Origin of the sequence: Limnohabitans radicicola, from assembly GCF_014837235.1 — a bacterium.
Taxonomy (GTDB): Bacteria; Pseudomonadota; Gammaproteobacteria; order Burkholderiales; family Burkholderiaceae_C; genus Limnohabitans_A; species Limnohabitans_A radicicola.
This window is the reverse complement of record NZ_JACYFT010000001.1, coordinates 995,435-1,009,938: the sequence shown is the minus strand read 5'-3', so window position 1 is coordinate 1,009,938 and position 14,504 is coordinate 995,435. Positions and strand designations below refer to the sequence as shown.

Sequence of the window (14,504 nt, the reverse complement as noted above, 5' to 3'; positions counted from 1 at the left end):
ATGAAGGGCGCGCATGTCACCTGCGGGCAGATTGCGCAGGGCAGCGGGCGTAAACTGGCACTTTGTGCCTCACCAACAGGAGCCGCCCCGTGGCAGATCACAACTTCAACATGGACAACCAGTGGTTGCCCTTCACCCCCAACCGCAGTTTCCGCAAAGACCCGCGAGTGTTTGTGGGGGCCGAGGGCATGCACTTCACCACCCACGACGGTAAACAAGTCATCGACGGCATCTCCAGCCTCTGGTGTGTGGGCGCGGGCCACAACCGCAAGCCGATCAACGAAGCCATCAAAAATCAGCTCGACACCCTGGACTACGCCACCGCTTTCCAGGCCAGCAACGACAAGGCTTTCCAGGCGGCCGAAATGATCGCCGCCATGGCACCGGGTGACCTCAACAAGGTGTTGTTCTGCAATTCCGGCTCGGAAGCGGCCGACACCTCGCTCAAAGTGGCGCTGGCTTACCACCGCGCCCGTGGCGAGGGCCACCGCAACGTCTTCATCGGCCGCGAAAAGGGCTACCACGGCGTCAACTTCGGCGGCATGAGTGTGGGCGGTCTGCCCGCCAACCGCAAGGTCTATGGCGCGCAGCTTCTGCCGCGCGTAGACCACATGCGCTTCATCCACGACCCGGTGAACCATGCCTACATCCACCACGAGGAACCGGTCTGGGCCGAGGACCCGCTGGTCGAGCTGGAGACCCGCATCCTGGCGCTGCACGACCCGAGCAACGTGGCGGCCATCATCGTCGAGCCCATCGCGGGCAGCGCGGGCTGGTACATCCCGCCCCAGGGCTATGTGAAGCGTCTGCGCGAGATCTGCGACAAACACGGCATCTTGCTGATCTTTGACGAGGTCATCACCGGCTTTGGCCGTCTGGGCGTGAACTTCGGCGCCGACTTTTATGGTGTGGTGCCCGACATGCTGAACTTCGCCAAGGCGGTGACCAATGGCGTCATTCCGCTGGGCGGCGTGATTTGCCGCGACTTCATCTACGACGCGATGATGAATGCCAACGCGCCCGATCACGCGATCGAGTTCTTCCACGGCTACACCTACTCCGGTCACCCCGTGGCTTGCGCTGCCGCCATTGCCACGCTCAAGCTGATGAAGGAAGAAAACCTGTTCGCCCGTGCGGGCCAGCAAGGCCGTGTGCTGGGCGACGCCATGCACAGCGCACTCAAGGGCTTGCCCAACGTCATCGGCATCCGCACGCTGGGTCTGGCAGGCGCGGTCGAGCTGGCCCCTGTGGCAGGCTTGCCTGGCAAACGGGCTTATGACGTCATGCTCGACTGCTTCCACAAGGGCGTGTGGGTGCGTGCGGCGGGCGACAACCTGGTGATTTGCCCACCCTACATTGTGGAAAACAGCCACATCGACCAGATCGTCCAGACCCTGGCCGACAGCATCCGCCGACATGCCTGATTGGCATGTGAACGGCCCATCGGTTCTTCGCATCGCCGGCACCTTGCTGGCCGCCTGGCTGGCGGTGCAGCTGTGCCTGTGGTTGCACACCCCACTGCCGTGGATGCTCGGGCCCCTGGTGGTCACGGCATTGGCTTCGGCGCTGGGGCAACCGACCCGCAGTTCTGACCTGCTGCGCAATGCCGGGCAGTGGGTGATTGGCGCGGCGCTGGGTTTGTACTTTACGCCGCAGGTGGGCGCGTTGGTCACGAACCTGTGGTGGGCGGTGCTGTTGGGGGTGCTCTGGGCGCTGGCACAGGGCTACGCCTTCGGGGCCTGGCTGCAGTGGCGCCACAGCGATGACTTGGGGCACCTGAGCCCGCGCAGCCTGCGGGCCACCACCTATTTTGCAAGCGCCATTGGCGGCGCGTCCGAGATGACGCTGCTGTCCGAGCGCGCAGGCGCACGCACCGACCTGGTGGCGGCTTCCCACACCCTGCGCTTGCTGATGGTGGTGCTCAGCGTGCCTTTTGCCATGCAGTGGGCGCAGGCGCATTGGGGGCTGCATGTGGACGAAACCCTGCGCATGGTCAACCGCACGCCCCAGTGGCCTGGTCTGCTGTGGCTGGCGCTGGCCTCGGGCGCGGGGGCGATGGTGATGCTGGCGATGCGCCGGGCCAACCCCTGGTTCATGGGGGCGCTTTTGGCGTCCATGGGTGTCACGTTGCTGGGCCTGCAGTGGTCGGCCATTCCGCAGGCGCTGACCAATGCCGCGCAGCTGGTCATTGGGGTGAGCCTGGGGGTGAAGTTCCGCAAGGACTTCATCCACACCGCGCCGCAGTGGCTGGTGTCGGTGGCGATCGGTACCTTGGCCATGATGCTTGCTTCGGCCCTGTTCGCCTGGGCACTGGCCTGGGGCACCGATTTGCATGTGGCCACACTGTCGCTGGGCACTTCGCCCGGGGGCATTGCCGAAATGGCCATCACGGCCAAGGTGCTGCAGTTGGGGGTGCCGGTGGTGACGGCGTTTCAGGTCAGCCGCCTGGTGGCGGTGCTGTTGCTGGTGGGGCCCTTGTTCAGGCTGGAAGAGCGCCGCATCGCTGCGGCCTGAAGGCACTTGAGCCCAGCCGTGGGCCGGTCAGTGCACGACGACGGGTTGCTGGGCCAGGCCCACGTAGCCGTCGAGCGTGTCTTCAACTTCTTCCTGGGTGGGGGTGTGCTGCTGCCAGACCTGGATCTTTTGCTGGAACATCTCTGCCCAGGAGCCGTCGAGGTAAACCTCTTTGCCCGAGCGCTTGTCGACGATTTCAAATCCGTGGCGCTCCAGAGAGGGCTTGCCGGGACTCGCGGCGGCATCCTCTGTGGCATTGGCCAGCACATGCATCACGGCAAAGGCGTCAGATTCGTACAGCAGGTTCATGGCTTCATTCTCTCTCAACAAGTCTGGCATTTGGGCATGCCCTGACCAAATTCAAGAGCCTGTGGTTTTTTCGCCAACCGGGGTGTCCAGCGGCAGCGGTGGCAGTGGCTCCATGCTGCGCAGGTTCAGGTCGATGTAGCTGCCGCTGACCTGGGTGATGCGGATGCGCGCGGGCATCCAGGCGTGGCGTGGCGAGAGCCACATCTCGACCCGGGCCTCGTATTGGTTGCGCGGCTGGCATACCCATTTGGTGGTCGTGATGGTTTGGCCCGCCACCGTCAGGGGCTCCTGACCTTCCAGCATCAGCAGCCAAGGCACGGCGTCGCGCAGTGTGGCCGTTTGGATCAGCATGCGGGTGCCCGCCGGGTAGCGTTCGGGGTCGCCTGCCATGGCGCCTGCAAGCTGCAGGTACAAGCTGATCTGGTCTTGCGCGCCAGGCAGCAGCGCGGCCACGGGCGCGTTGCTGCTGAACACGATGCGTTTTTGCTCGCGGTCGAAGTGGGACGCCCGCTCGCCGCGCCAACTGTCGGTGAACTTGAGCGGCGACAAGCCCGAGCCGTCGATCAGCCCCGTGCTGCGCCACTGGCGGCTGCCGATCAGGAAGGCTTTGACCGACAGGCTCAGGGCATAGGCCTGGGGGTTGTGCTGCCAGCGCAACTCGCCATTGGCGTGGTAAGTGAAGCCTTTGTCCATGCCTGTCAGCTGGTAGCTCATCAGGCTGGATGGCGGCAAAGTGCCCAGGGCCATGGTGGGCCAGCTGTTGGCGGGCGCGGCCGTGGACACCGGGGTCAGGGGAGGGGCGGCGGCTGCCTCGGGAGCAGAGGCTGTAGGCTCTGCGCTGGCCACCGCAGGGATCGGCTCCGAAGCAGCGGGCTCGGCCACTGTGGGGGGCAGTGCGGGCGGGCTGGCTTCGGCAGGGGGTTCTGCGTGGGGGGGGGCAGGTGGGGGCAGGCGGCGTGGCGGAGGAGGCAGCCGTGCCGGACGCTCCGCCAAGGCTGTTGGGGGCGGCGGCGCGATCATGCGCGTCTTCATGGGGGCGGTGGCGGTGTTCGGCTGCAGGCTCCAGTCGAGCGTGTGTGTGATGCCCAGCAACAATGCCAGATGCACCAGGGCGATCACCAGTGCCAGCGCCGTGAGCGTGCGTCGCGACGGGCCAGTGCGCTCGGGTGCGTCGTGTGCTGCCGTCATGCTCTTGGGGGGCGTTTGGGGTGTGCGTTGGCCTGGGGCACCATTCAGGGGCCGGTCCAGCCCAGATCGGCAGACAGCTGCTTGGCCATGTTTTTGAGCGCTTGGGCCAGCGGGCCGTTCCAGTCGGTCGAAAACGTGGCCGACGAGCCCATCGACACCACACCCAGCGCCAGGTGCCCATCGGCGTCGAACACCGGTGCGCAAAAGCCCGAGATGCCCGGCAGCAGCACGTTCTCCACACGGCCCATGCCGTGCTGGCGCAGCTCACGCAGCAGGGCGTCCAGTTGTGCGGGGGTGTGGGGCACGTCGTGCCGCCCGGCCTTGCGGGCCTGGGCCATCTCGGCCTCGATCATGGCGCGGGCCTGATCGACCCCGATGCCGTGTCCCATGAAGGCGGCAAAGCAGCGCCCCGTGGCCGAGGTCAGCATGGGCATCACATCGCCCAGGCGCAGGTTCACGGGCACCGCCAGCGGCGATTCTTGCCAATGCACCAGGGTCGGCCCCCGGTTGCCCCAGACGGCCAGTGCCAGGGTGTGGCCGATTTGCTCCATCAGGGCGGGCAGGCGTTCGCGGGCCATCTTGACCGCGTCCAGCCGCGACAGCGTGGCCAGGCCCAGACGCAAGGTGGCGGGGCCGAGTTCGTAGCGGGTGTTGCCGCTGTCCTGCACCACCAGCCCCAGGCGCTGAAAGCTCACCAGGTAGCGGTGGGCCTTGGCCGCGCTCATGCCGGCAGCAGCCGCCAGATCCCGCAGCATCAATGGGCCGGGGGCCTGGGCCAGCACGTCGAGGAGCGCAAAACCGACTTCGACCGACTGGATGCCGGCGCGTTCCTTGTCTTCGGGTGGGGTGCTTGTGGGGGCCATTTGGTCTAGAATGGATTTTCGTTTAGTTAAACGAGTTTACCAATGCGTAATTTTGATCTGCTGCACACTGTAGCCGATCGAGCACCGAGGAAACAAACAACATGAAACTGGCGACCTACAAAGACGGCTCACGTGACGGACAACTGGTGGTGGTGTCCCGCGACCTCGGCAGCGCCCATTATGCGACCGGCATTGCGGACACCCTGCAGCAGGTGCTGGACGATTGGAACTTCCTGTCGCCCCAACTGGAAGACCTCTACCAGACACTTAACAGCGGCAAGGCGCGCCATGCTTTCCCGTTCGACCCGCACAACTGCATGGCCCCACTGCCCCGCGCCTACCAGTGGGCCGATGGCTCAGCCTACATCAACCACGTTGAGCTGGTCCGTGCGGCGCGCAACTCCGAAGTCCCCGAGAGCTTTTACACCGACCCGCTGATGTACCAGGGCGGCAGCGACGATTTTCTGGGCCCCTGTGACAAAGTGGTCTGCCCCGACGAGGCCTATGGCATCGACTTTGAAGCCGAAATCGCCGTGATCACGGGTGACGTGCCCATGCGGGCCACGCCAGAAGAAGCAATCGAAGGCGTGCGCTTGTTGATGCTGGCCAACGATGTGAGCCTGCGCAACCTGATCCCGAACGAATTGGCCAAGGGCTTTGGGTTCTTCCAGAGCAAGCCCGCCACCGCCTTCAGCCCGGTGGCCGTGACGCCCGACGAGCTGGGCGACGCCTGGCAGGGCGGCCGCGTGCACCTGACGCTGCAGTCCACCTGGAACGGCCGCAAGGTTGGCCTGTGTGATGCGGGTCCTGAGATGACCTTCCACTTTGGCCAGCTCATCGCCCACATCTGCAAGACGCGCAATGTGCGCGCTGGCTCCATCGTGGGCAGCGGCACCGTGAGCAACAAGGGTGTGGAAGTCAACGGCAAAAAAGACTGGCCCAAGGGCTACAGCTGCATCGCCGAAAAGCGTGCGATCGAAACCATCCTGGACGGCAAGCCCTCGACCGAATTCATGAAGTTCGGCGACACCATCCGCATCGAGATGAAAGGCAAAGACGGCGAGAGCCTGTTCGGCGCCATCGACCAGCAGATCGCTCAGCTGGCGTAAAGCGTGTCCAGGGAGGCGAACCCCTTGATCTCCAGGGGGTTGCCGAAGGGATCGAGAAAGAACATCGTCCACTGCTCGCCGGGTTGCCCGGCAAAACGCAGCTGCGGCTCAATCACAAAAGCCACGCCAGCCGCCTGGAGCCGATCGGCCATGGCCTGCCAGTCGTCCTTTTGCAGCACCAGACCGAAATGCGGCATGGGCACCATGTGCTCGCCCACACGGCCTGTGGGTGCGGTTTTGAGCGGCTCGCCCAGGTGCAGCGAAATCTGGTGGTTGAAGAAGTCGAAGTCCACCCAGGTGTCGGTGGAGCGGCCTTCCTGGCAGCCCAGGATGCCGCCATAAAAGCGGCGGGCCTCGTTCAGGTCGGTGACATTGAAGGCGAAATGAAACAAGCTGCGCATGCGACAAAGCATAGCAGCCTGCCAGCCTGCAGCAGACTGAAAATCAATGGGTTTTTTCGAACGTGGTCTGGCAGGCAATGCAACGCAAAGCGGCCGGGTGCACCGCCAGACGGGCTTCGGGGATGGTGGCACCGCAGTCCTTGCATTGGCCGTATTGGCCTGCATCCAGCCGGGTCAAGGCTTGTTCAAACGCGCCCAGTTCGGCGGTTTCGTGTTCGTTCATGGCGAACTCGTCGTCGCGCTCGGAAATCGCCTGAGCCCGGTTTTCAAAGTCGCGCACATCGTGCTTGGCCGCCATGTCGGCGCGTGAGACCAGGCCGCCGCGTTCTTCGGCCATGCGTTGCAGCAACTCGGCGCGTGCTTGCAGCAGACGCTCACGGTGGAAGGTGTGGGATGAAGTCATGGCTTCATCCTAGGCGTCGGGGGGGGGCGCGGTATTGATGTGGGTCAATGCCGCCTGCCAAGCGGCTCAAGCCGCTGGCAGGGGCGCAGCGCTGGCCGTGCGCCAGCGAACAGACTCAGCTCTTGGCTTTCATGCGCGCCATCATCAATTCCATATTGGCTTTGCGGTCGGCGTTGATGGTCTGCATGTGGGGGCGCTCGCCCATCATCTTGAGGTACTCGCGAGCGGGCAGCTCGGCCAGAAAGTCTTTGCCGTAAATCAGCTTGGTGGCACCCGAGACCAGGGGCAGGTGCGTGACGGCCGCGCAGTCGGCCAGCGTCAAGCGGTCTCCCGCGACGAATGGCGAAAACTTGGCCAGTTTGGCAAAAGCCGCGACATTTTTCTCCAGCTGCGCACCGACTTTTTCCTTGACCGAGTCGCTCACCTTGCCACCGAAATAGGCTTCGGGGTAGAGGTTGCGTGCGACCAGTTCCAGGTGCAGGTCCAGAAACAGCGCCAGTTCGCGCACCTTGGCAGCGGCAAACGGATCGGCAGGCAGCAGCGGGTTTTGTGGGTACTTTTGCTCGATGTATTCCAGCATCACGGCCGACTCGCACATCGCCCCATCTTCGGTTTTGAAATAGGGCACCTTGCCCAGAGGGCTGGCAGCAGGATCGGTCTCACCCACCCAGGCGATTTCTTCTTCAAAGGGCACGCCTTTTTCGAGCAAGGCCAATTTGACTTTGTTGTGGTAGTTGCTGGCTGCGAAGCCGCAGAGTTTGAGCATGGGTGTCTCCGATAAGGCAGTGAAACCATCAGCCTAACGGCAGTGCAATGGCTGTGCCGTCGCGCAGTTGACGCGAGCAGCCGTCAGGCCACAAGCATTCAGGCACGGGTGAGCGCCAGGAAGGCTTCTTGCAGCGTGGCTTGTCCGGTCTCCGTCAGCAAAGAAGCAACGGGCCCTTCATGGCGCAGTTGCCCTTTGTGCAGCACCACCACGCGCTGGGCGTGCTCCACTTCTTCGACCAGGTGGGTGGCCCAGAGTGTGGCCACGCCACGTTCGCGCTGCAGGGCTTCTACCGCTTGCAGCAGCTGCACACGCGAGGCCGGATCCAGGCCCACGGTGGCTTCGTCCATCAAGAGCACTGCCGGGCGGTGCAAGAGGGCACGCACCAACTCGATTTTGCGGCGGTTGCCGCCAGACAAAGTGCGACAGGCCTTGTTCAGGTGTTCCAGCAGGCCCAGCCTTTGCAGGTCTTCTTCAATGCGGGCATTGGCTTCGCGTGCAGGCAGGCCATGCAGATCGGTGTGAAAGCGCAGATTGGCGCGCACACTCAGGTCGAGGTCGAGCGCGGGTTGCTGGAACACCACCCCCAGATGCGCCAGTGCGCGAGGTGCCGCATGGCGCAAATCGTGTCCCATGATCTGGATCTCGCCACTGTCGGGCACAAACAGGCCCGTGAGCAACTGCAGCAGCGTGGATTTGCCAGCCCCGTTGGGCCCCAGCAGTGCCACACGCTCACCCCGGCGCAGACTCAGGCTCACCTCACGCAGGGCGGGGTGTCCTTGGTAGGACTTGGACAGGGACAGCGCCTGCAAAGGCAGTGTTTCGGTGCGGGGCATGTCGGGCATGGGGTGGGCGCTCGGTCGGGTTCAGGTGGAGGTCAGGCGGGTTCTGCCAGCAGTTTCATGCGCTGCAGCAGTTTGCGCTCCCGCTGCCAGGTTTGCTGAAGGGTTTGTTTGTAGCCCGCGGGGTCCAGGTAGCTGGCGTCTTGATCGTAACGCTGCAGCTCGGCCAGGTGCCTTGGGGTGAACATGGCGGCCTTGAAGGCCTCATGCAAAGCGGCCAGTACCGCCGCCGGGGTGCCGCTGGGTGCGACCAGGCCCCAGGGGGAGTTGTAGACGGCCTGCCCAAAACCCAGCTCCTTCATGGTGGGCACTTGCGGCCAACGTGCACTGCGCTGCTCGCTGAACACCGCCAGCAGCCGAAGCTTGCCGTTGTCGATCCAGGGTGCAAAGCCGGTGGAGTTCATGCCGGCCATGATGGTGCCGCTGGCCAGAGCCAGCATCTGGTCGGTGGTGCCTTTGAAGGGCACGTGGGTGTAGCTGATTTGCAGTGCGCCCAACAGCTCTTCCATGGCCAGATGGGGTGTGGAGCCCATGCCCGTGGAGCCGAGCATCAAGGCCCCCGGGTTCTGGCGTGCCCAGTCGAGCAGGTCTTGCACTTTTTGCCAGGGGCTGCTGGCAGGCACCAGCAAACCGAAGGTCGTGCTGGAGACTTGCAGAATCGGGCTCAGATCGGCCAAGGGGTCCCAGCTGACCTTGTTCATCAGGGCGTGGCGCAACACGGGCAAAGGCAATTGCCCGATGGTGTAGCCGTCGGGGGCTGCGGCCTTGAGCAAAGGCGCGACCATCGTGCCCGCAGCGCCAGGTCGATTGAGCACCACCACGGCTTGCCCCAGGCGTGCGCCAGCTTCTTCGGCCAGAATGCGGATACTCAGATCCGTGCCACCGCCTGCGGGCCAGGGGACGATGAGCTGGATGGGCTTTTGTGGCCAGCTCGCCAGTGCCTGGGCGGCCAAGGGCATGCCCGAGCAGCTGACGGCCAAGCCCAGCAGCCATTGCCGTCGGTTCAGACCCGCAGTAGATTCGCGAAACAAGTTCATGTCTTCAGAGCAGCAAAATGTACGCCAACCCCAAGGCCTTGTCTCGCCTCCCGTTTGGCATGGCTCTTGCGCAAATCCTGGCTGTACTGTTCCACTTTGGAACAACTTGGTCTTTGTCCTGGAGAAATCACCCATGAGACGGTTGTGTCGTGTCTTGACCCTGGCCGCGCTGAGCGCGCTGGCGTGCGGTGCCTGGGCGCAGAGCAAGGTGTATGTGAGCAACGAGAAAGACCACCAGATCGTGGTGCTGGACGCTCAGGGACAGTTGCTCGGGCGCATCCCGGTGTGTCAGCGTCCGCGCGACATGAAGTTCAACGCCAGCCGCAGCCAGATCTTGGTGGTCTGTGGCGACAGCAACCAACTGGGCACGGTCGATCTGGCCCAGCAAAAGATGACGGGCACCCTGCCGCTGGCCGAGAGCCCTGAAATGCTGGGCCTGTCGCCCGATGGCAAGACCGCCTATGTCTCCAGCGAAGATGACAGCGCGCTGGTGGCCTACGATCTGGTCAGCAAAAAACAGGTGTACCAGGTCAAAACCGGGGGCGAGCCCGAAGGGGTGCAGCTCATGCCCGATGGGCGCTATGCCTACGTGGCTTCCGAGGCGGCCAACCTGGTCCACCGGGTGGACCTGCAGCAAAGAAAAGTGGTGCAGAACATCAAGGTGGGTGCCCGCCCACGGCGCTTTTCACTCTCGCCGGACGGCAAGCAACTGTGGGTCAGCAACGAGCTGGGTGCCAGTGTGAGCGTGATCGACACCGCCAGCCAGCAAGTGCTGGGCACAGTGCCCTTCCAGATCCAGGGCATGCGCACCAGCGACATCACCCCGGTGGGGCTGGTGCACAGCCCTGATGGACGCAGCGTTTGGGTCGGGCTGGGCCGCGCCAACCATGTGGCCGAAGTCGATGCCGCCACCCGCCAAGTCAAACGCACGGTGTTGGTGGGCAAGCGGCCCTGGGGGCTGGCTTTCAACCCAAGCGGCAGCACGCTCTACGTCACCAATGGCCTGTCGGACGATCTGACGCTGGTGGACACGGCGCAAGGCAAGGCCGTGCGCAGCGTGAGCGCTGGACGCGTGCCGCACACGGTGCTGGTCCATGATTGAGTGGCGTACACCCCTTCTGCTGACGCTGGCGCTGTCGGTCTTTGGCCAACCATGGGCCGCTGCACCGGCCAAACCCGCTGCGCTGCACATGCAGCAGATGGCGGTGGTCTCGGTGGCTGACGATGCGCGCTACGCCCCACGCCGCGCCGAAAAACGCTGGCCCGGCCAGTCCACGGGTCGCCTGCTCACTGCGGCCCGACTGGCTGTTGAAGATGCCCAGGTCGAGTTGCAGGAAGCCGGTCTGCAAGTGAAGTTGCGCGAAGTCCAGGCTGACAACGAGGCCCACCTGGAGAGCACGCTGGCCCAGCTCAAAAAAGAGCAGGTGGCTTATTGGCTGTTGGACCTGCCCGATGCCCTCATGCCCCAGGCGCTGGCGGCAGCGCAAAAAGCCGGGGCACTGGCCATCAATGCCAGCAGTCCGCTGGACGCCTTGCGCACACAGCACTGCAGCGCCCTGGTGCTGCATGCATACCCCAGCCAGAGCATGTTGGCCGATGCGCTGGCGCAGTACCTGGCCGCCAAATCGTGGCGGCAGGTGCTGGTGCTGCAGGGTGTACAGCCAGCCGATGCCCTGCTCGCGCAGGCCTGGCAGCGCGCCAGCAAGCGCTATGGCCTCAAGACCACCGACACCAAAACCTTCAAACTCAGTGGCGATCCGCGTGAGCGCGATGCGGCCAATCCCAAGCTGCTGACGGCCGAGCGCAGCCACGAGGTGGTGGCCGTGTGGGATGCAGACGGTGAATTCGCCCGTGGCCTGCCTTATGCCACCCAGTGGCCACGTCCGGTGCTGGGCAGCAACGGCCTCACCGCCCTGGCCTGGCATCCGCAGTGGGAACGCTACGGCGGCCCGCAGCTCAACCGCCGTTTCACCAAACTCGCCCAGCGGCCCATGACCGGGCAGGATTGGGCTGCGTGGGTCGGCGTCAAATCGCTGGTCACGGCCTGGGTGGCCGAGCCCAAAGCCACGCCCGAACGCATTGGCGCACAGTTGCGCGCGGGGCAGGTGCAGGTCGACGGCTTCAAGGGTTTGCCCCTGAGCTACCGCGCCTGGGACGGACAGCTGCGGCAGCCGGTGCTGCTGGGCCACGCCGATGGTGTGGTGCAAACCGCTCCCATGGAGGGGGTGTTGCATCCGGTCAACACACTCGACACCCTGGGTGTGGACGAGAAGGAAAGCCCATGCAAGAAGCCCTGAGCACCGCACACGTTTCGCCGCCGCTGGGCGCCCATCTGTGGCGCGCGGCACGCGCCGTGGTGGGTCGCGAGATCCACAAGTTCCTGCGCCAGCCTGCGCGACTGGCCTCGGCGCTGGTGCGGCCTTTGCTGTGGTTTGTGGTCTTTGCCACCGGATTTCACAATGTGTTTGGCGTGTCCATCATCCCGCCGTACGAGACCTACATCGAATACAAGGTTTACATGCTGCCTGGCCTGTTGGGCATGATCGCCTTGTTCAATGGCATGCAAAGCTCGCTGTCGCTGGTGTACGACCGCGAGATGGGCCTGATGCGCCTGCTGCTCACGGCCCCCTTGCACCGGGCCTGGCTGCTGGCTTTCAAGCTGCTGGCGGGCACCAGCCTGTCGGTGCTGCAAATGGTGGTGTTTCTGGCCATGGCCTGGCTGCTGGGCGTGGAGGTAGAACCCTTGAACGTGCTGCTGGCACTGCCCACGCTGGTGCTCGCTGCGTTGCTGATGGCCTCGATGGGCCTGGTGCTGTCGGTGCATGTGCGCCAGCTGGAGAACTTTGCCGGCGCCATGAACTTCGTCATCTTCCCGATGTTCTTCATCAGCTCGGCGCTCTACCCGCTGTGGAAATTCGAGGAGGCGGGGGCTTGGTGGCTGTTCATTGCCGCGCAGTTCAACCCCTTCACCCAGGCGGTCGAGACCATGCGCTTTGCGCTGCACGGTCAGACTTATGGACTCGGCTGGGCAGTGGGCGCTTTGGGCAGCATGGTGTTTTTCGCTTTGGCCGTGCGCGGTTATGACCCGCAGCGTGGCGCCATCCGCCAGCGCGGGGCTGCCTGAGCAGGACAGACCATGCGCCCACCGATCACCCGACGCCGCACACTGGCCCAGCTGGGCTCGGCCCTGCTGATCGCGCCTCCTGCCCTGCGCGCCCAGATCAAGGACCCGACCGGGGGCGATCCGCTGGGGTCGATGCAGTGGCCCGCATTGCTGCAAAAGCACATCGGCCAAGCCACTTGGCGTTTTTCGGACGAGGTGTGGGTCAAGGGTCCGGAGTTCGCCGAAGACGCGATGAATGTCCCCATTTTGATCGACGCCCGCGCACTGCAGCGCTCGGTGGGGCCGATCGATCGCATGGTAGTGATCGCTGACCGCAACCCGATCCAGCACATCCTCGATTTCGAGCCTCTGGGCAGCTGGCCCATGCTGGCTTTCCGTTTCCGCATGGAGCAGGGCTCGCCCGTGCGGGCCTTGGTGCGCACCCGCGATGGCCGATGGCACGTGGGCCACACCTGGGTCAATGCCGCTGGCGGCGGTTGCACCGTGCCGGGCCAGACACGGTCCGACGGTTCCTGGAGCCAGACCCTTGGGCAAGTTCAGGCCAAGGTGTTCCGCAACGTGATCGAAGGCGGTACCCGTATGCGCTTGCGCGTGATGCACCCGATGGACACGGGCCTGGTGGCGGGCATACCGTCTTTCCACATCGAGCACCTGGAGCTGCAGGACGCGCAGCAACGCCTTTGCTGGCGCATGGCCCTGCACGAGCCGGTGTCCGAGAACCCGCTGCTCACTTTCGAGCTGGGTGACAAAGTACAAGGACCCTGGCACCTCGTGGGTCGTGACAATGGCGGTAACCGCATCGATGCACAGGTGCGTGCATGAAGCGTTGGCTTGCGCTGGGCCTGGCATGGCTGGCGGTCTGCGCGCATGCTGTCGATGCTTCGCGCAGCGATTACCGGTTGCAGCCCAGGCTCTTGGCACCGGGCGTGTGGGTCATTGAAGGTGCGGTGGAGGATTTCAGCCGCAGCAACGGCTGCAACATCATCAACACCGGCTTCATCGCCACCGATGCGGGCACGCTGGTCATCAACACCGGGCCCTCACGTCTGTATGGGCAGCAGCAGCGCACGGCCATCGCCCGCACCACGCCTGGGCCTGTGACGCGCGTGGTCAACCTCAATCTGCACCCCGACTATTTCTTTGGCAATCAGGCCTGGTCTGATGTGCCCACGGCCGCCTTGCCAGGCACGCGCGTGGGCATGCAGGCCGAGGGCAAAGCCTACGAAGACAACCTTTACCGCCTCTGTGGTGACTGGATGCTGGGCACCGAATCCCAACCGGCGAGCGAGGATGTGCAGCCTGGCCGCTTCATGCTGGGCGCGCGGCCTCTGGAATGGGTGCGATGGCAGGGGCACACCGGGCACGATCTGGTGTTGATTGACCACAGCACAGGCGTCATGTTTGCCGGAGGGGTGGTCTTCATGAACCGGGTGCCCACGCTGCCCCATGCCCGGCTGGCCGAATGGATGGCCAGCCTCCAGCAGCTGCGCCAACGCATCACCTCAGGCGAAGTCCGCACCGTGGTGCCCAGCCATGGCCCGGTGCACACGGGCACCCAGGGGGTGGATCAGACACTTGACTGGCTGCAGTGGTTGGATGCGCGCTTGCGCAGCAGCGCCGAGCAGGGCCTGGACCTGTCGGAGGTTCTGCGTTTGCCGATCCCGGAACGCTTTGCGGGCTGGGCGGCGCTGCAGGCAGAGTACGCGCGCAATGTCACCACTTTGTACCCTGCATACGAGACTGCTCAGTTCACCAAATAGACTGCGCAGGCTGTCACGCCGAGCTGATTCAAAGTTGAACACTGTGACAAACCGTATCCATTCAAGCAGGCCATAAACGTCAGAAATTACCCCGCATTTCTCAGGGTTATTACCGACATTGACCCGGTCAAGCACGGGGCGGTGTTGGCACGGTATTTGCGGAAAGTGATTCCGACGTCACGCCGGGC

The 14,504-nt window shown here is 64.3% G+C and carries 16 protein-coding genes; 8 read left to right on the top strand and 8 right to left on the bottom strand.

What is annotated here, in order from left to right:
• The first annotated feature begins 89 nt into the window (after nt 1-89).
• Nucleotides 90-1,424 (top strand): aminotransferase class III-fold pyridoxal phosphate-dependent enzyme, encoded by a 1,335-nt coding sequence (locus IC609_RS04945; protein ID WP_191818319.1) that lies wholly within the window; start codon nt 90-92, stop codon nt 1,422-1,424.
• On the top strand, nt 1,417-2,514 hold the full coding sequence (locus IC609_RS04940) for an AbrB family transcriptional regulator (RefSeq protein ID WP_191818318.1): 1,098 nt from the start codon (nt 1,417-1,419) through the stop codon (nt 2,512-2,514). Before IC609_RS04945 ends, IC609_RS04940 begins: the two co-directional genes overlap by 8 nt.
• Nucleotides 2,515-2,541: 27 nt before the next feature.
• On the opposite strand, the gene IC609_RS04935 is transcribed toward IC609_RS04940, so the two are convergent.
• From IC609_RS04935 to IC609_RS04925, 3 genes are read right to left on the bottom strand one after another with little or no spacing between them, the layout of a single operon-like run.
• On the bottom strand, nt 2,542-2,823 hold the full coding sequence (locus IC609_RS04935; protein WP_191818317.1) for a BTH_I0359 family protein: 282 nt from the start codon (nt 2,821-2,823) through the stop codon (nt 2,542-2,544).
• Between the two features lie 51 nt (nt 2,824-2,874).
• Nucleotides 2,875-4,011 (bottom strand): DUF3108 domain-containing protein, encoded by a 1,137-nt coding sequence (locus IC609_RS04930; RefSeq protein WP_191818316.1) that lies wholly within the window; start codon nt 4,009-4,011, stop codon nt 2,875-2,877.
• Nucleotides 4,012-4,055: 44 nt separating this feature from the next.
• Complete coding sequence (locus IC609_RS04925; protein WP_191818315.1) at nt 4,056-4,874, bottom strand: IclR family transcriptional regulator; 819 nt, start codon at nt 4,872-4,874, stop codon at nt 4,056-4,058.
• Nucleotides 4,875-4,975: 101 nt separating this feature from the next.
• Here IC609_RS04925 and IC609_RS04920 point away from each other — a divergent pair, with 101 nt between their 5' ends.
• Nucleotides 4,976-5,983, top strand: coding sequence for a fumarylacetoacetate hydrolase family protein (locus IC609_RS04920; RefSeq protein ID WP_191818314.1), 1,008 nt, complete (start codon nt 4,976-4,978; stop codon nt 5,981-5,983).
• Here the strand turns inward: IC609_RS04920 and IC609_RS04915 are convergent.
• From IC609_RS04915 to IC609_RS04895, 5 genes are all read right to left on the bottom strand, one after another.
• Nucleotides 5,971-6,384, bottom strand: a complete 414-nt coding sequence (locus IC609_RS04915; protein ID WP_191818313.1) for a VOC family protein — start codon at nt 6,382-6,384, stop codon at nt 5,971-5,973. The two genes, IC609_RS04920 and IC609_RS04915, sit on opposite strands and share 13 nt — an antisense overlap.
• 43 nt (nt 6,385-6,427) lie before the next feature.
• On the bottom strand, nt 6,428-6,787 hold the full coding sequence (locus IC609_RS04910; RefSeq protein ID WP_191818312.1) for a TraR/DksA family transcriptional regulator: 360 nt from the start codon (nt 6,785-6,787) through the stop codon (nt 6,428-6,430).
• A gap of 115 nt (nt 6,788-6,902) precedes the next feature.
• Nucleotides 6,903-7,553 carry a glutathione S-transferase family protein gene (locus IC609_RS04905; protein WP_191818311.1) on the bottom strand — a complete coding sequence of 217 codons (651 nt, stop codon included), beginning with the start codon at nt 7,551-7,553 and terminating at the stop codon, nt 6,903-6,905.
• A gap of 98 nt (nt 7,554-7,651) precedes the next feature.
• Nucleotides 7,652-8,398 (bottom strand): ABC transporter ATP-binding protein, encoded by a 747-nt coding sequence (locus IC609_RS04900; RefSeq protein WP_225223986.1) that lies wholly within the window; start codon nt 8,396-8,398, stop codon nt 7,652-7,654.
• A gap of 32 nt (nt 8,399-8,430) precedes the next feature.
• Nucleotides 8,431-9,432, bottom strand: a complete 1,002-nt coding sequence (locus IC609_RS04895) for a Bug family tripartite tricarboxylate transporter substrate binding protein (RefSeq protein ID WP_191818309.1) — start codon at nt 9,430-9,432, stop codon at nt 8,431-8,433.
• A gap of 133 nt (nt 9,433-9,565) precedes the next feature.
• Between IC609_RS04895 and IC609_RS04890 the strand changes: the two genes are divergently transcribed.
• Genes IC609_RS04890 through IC609_RS04870 form a run of 5 tightly spaced genes read left to right on the top strand, consistent with a single transcriptional unit; the run spans nt 9,566 to nt 14,316 of the window.
• Nucleotides 9,566-10,534 carry a PQQ-dependent catabolism-associated beta-propeller protein gene (locus IC609_RS04890; protein WP_191818308.1) on the top strand — a complete coding sequence of 323 codons (969 nt, stop codon included), beginning with the start codon at nt 9,566-9,568 and terminating at the stop codon, nt 10,532-10,534.
• Nucleotides 10,527-11,729, top strand: coding sequence for a type 1 periplasmic-binding domain-containing protein (locus IC609_RS04885; protein WP_225223985.1), 1,203 nt, complete (start codon nt 10,527-10,529; stop codon nt 11,727-11,729). Before IC609_RS04890 ends, IC609_RS04885 begins: the two co-directional genes overlap by 8 nt.
• Nucleotides 11,714-12,556: an ABC transporter permease gene (locus tag IC609_RS04880; protein ID WP_191818307.1), complete on the top strand. Its 843-nt coding sequence runs from the start codon at nt 11,714-11,716 to the stop codon at nt 12,554-12,556. The genes IC609_RS04885 and IC609_RS04880 overlap by 16 nt, the downstream gene beginning before the upstream one ends.
• Nucleotides 12,557-12,568: 12 nt before the next feature.
• Complete coding sequence (locus IC609_RS04875) at nt 12,569-13,378, top strand: quinoprotein dehydrogenase-associated SoxYZ-like carrier (RefSeq protein WP_191818306.1); 810 nt, start codon at nt 12,569-12,571, stop codon at nt 13,376-13,378.
• Entirely contained in the window at nt 13,375-14,316 is a 942-nt protein-coding gene (locus tag IC609_RS04870; RefSeq protein ID WP_191818305.1) for a quinoprotein relay system zinc metallohydrolase 1, read from the top strand. Before IC609_RS04875 ends, IC609_RS04870 begins: the two co-directional genes overlap by 4 nt.
• The last annotated feature ends 188 nt before the right edge of the window (nt 14,317-14,504 follow it).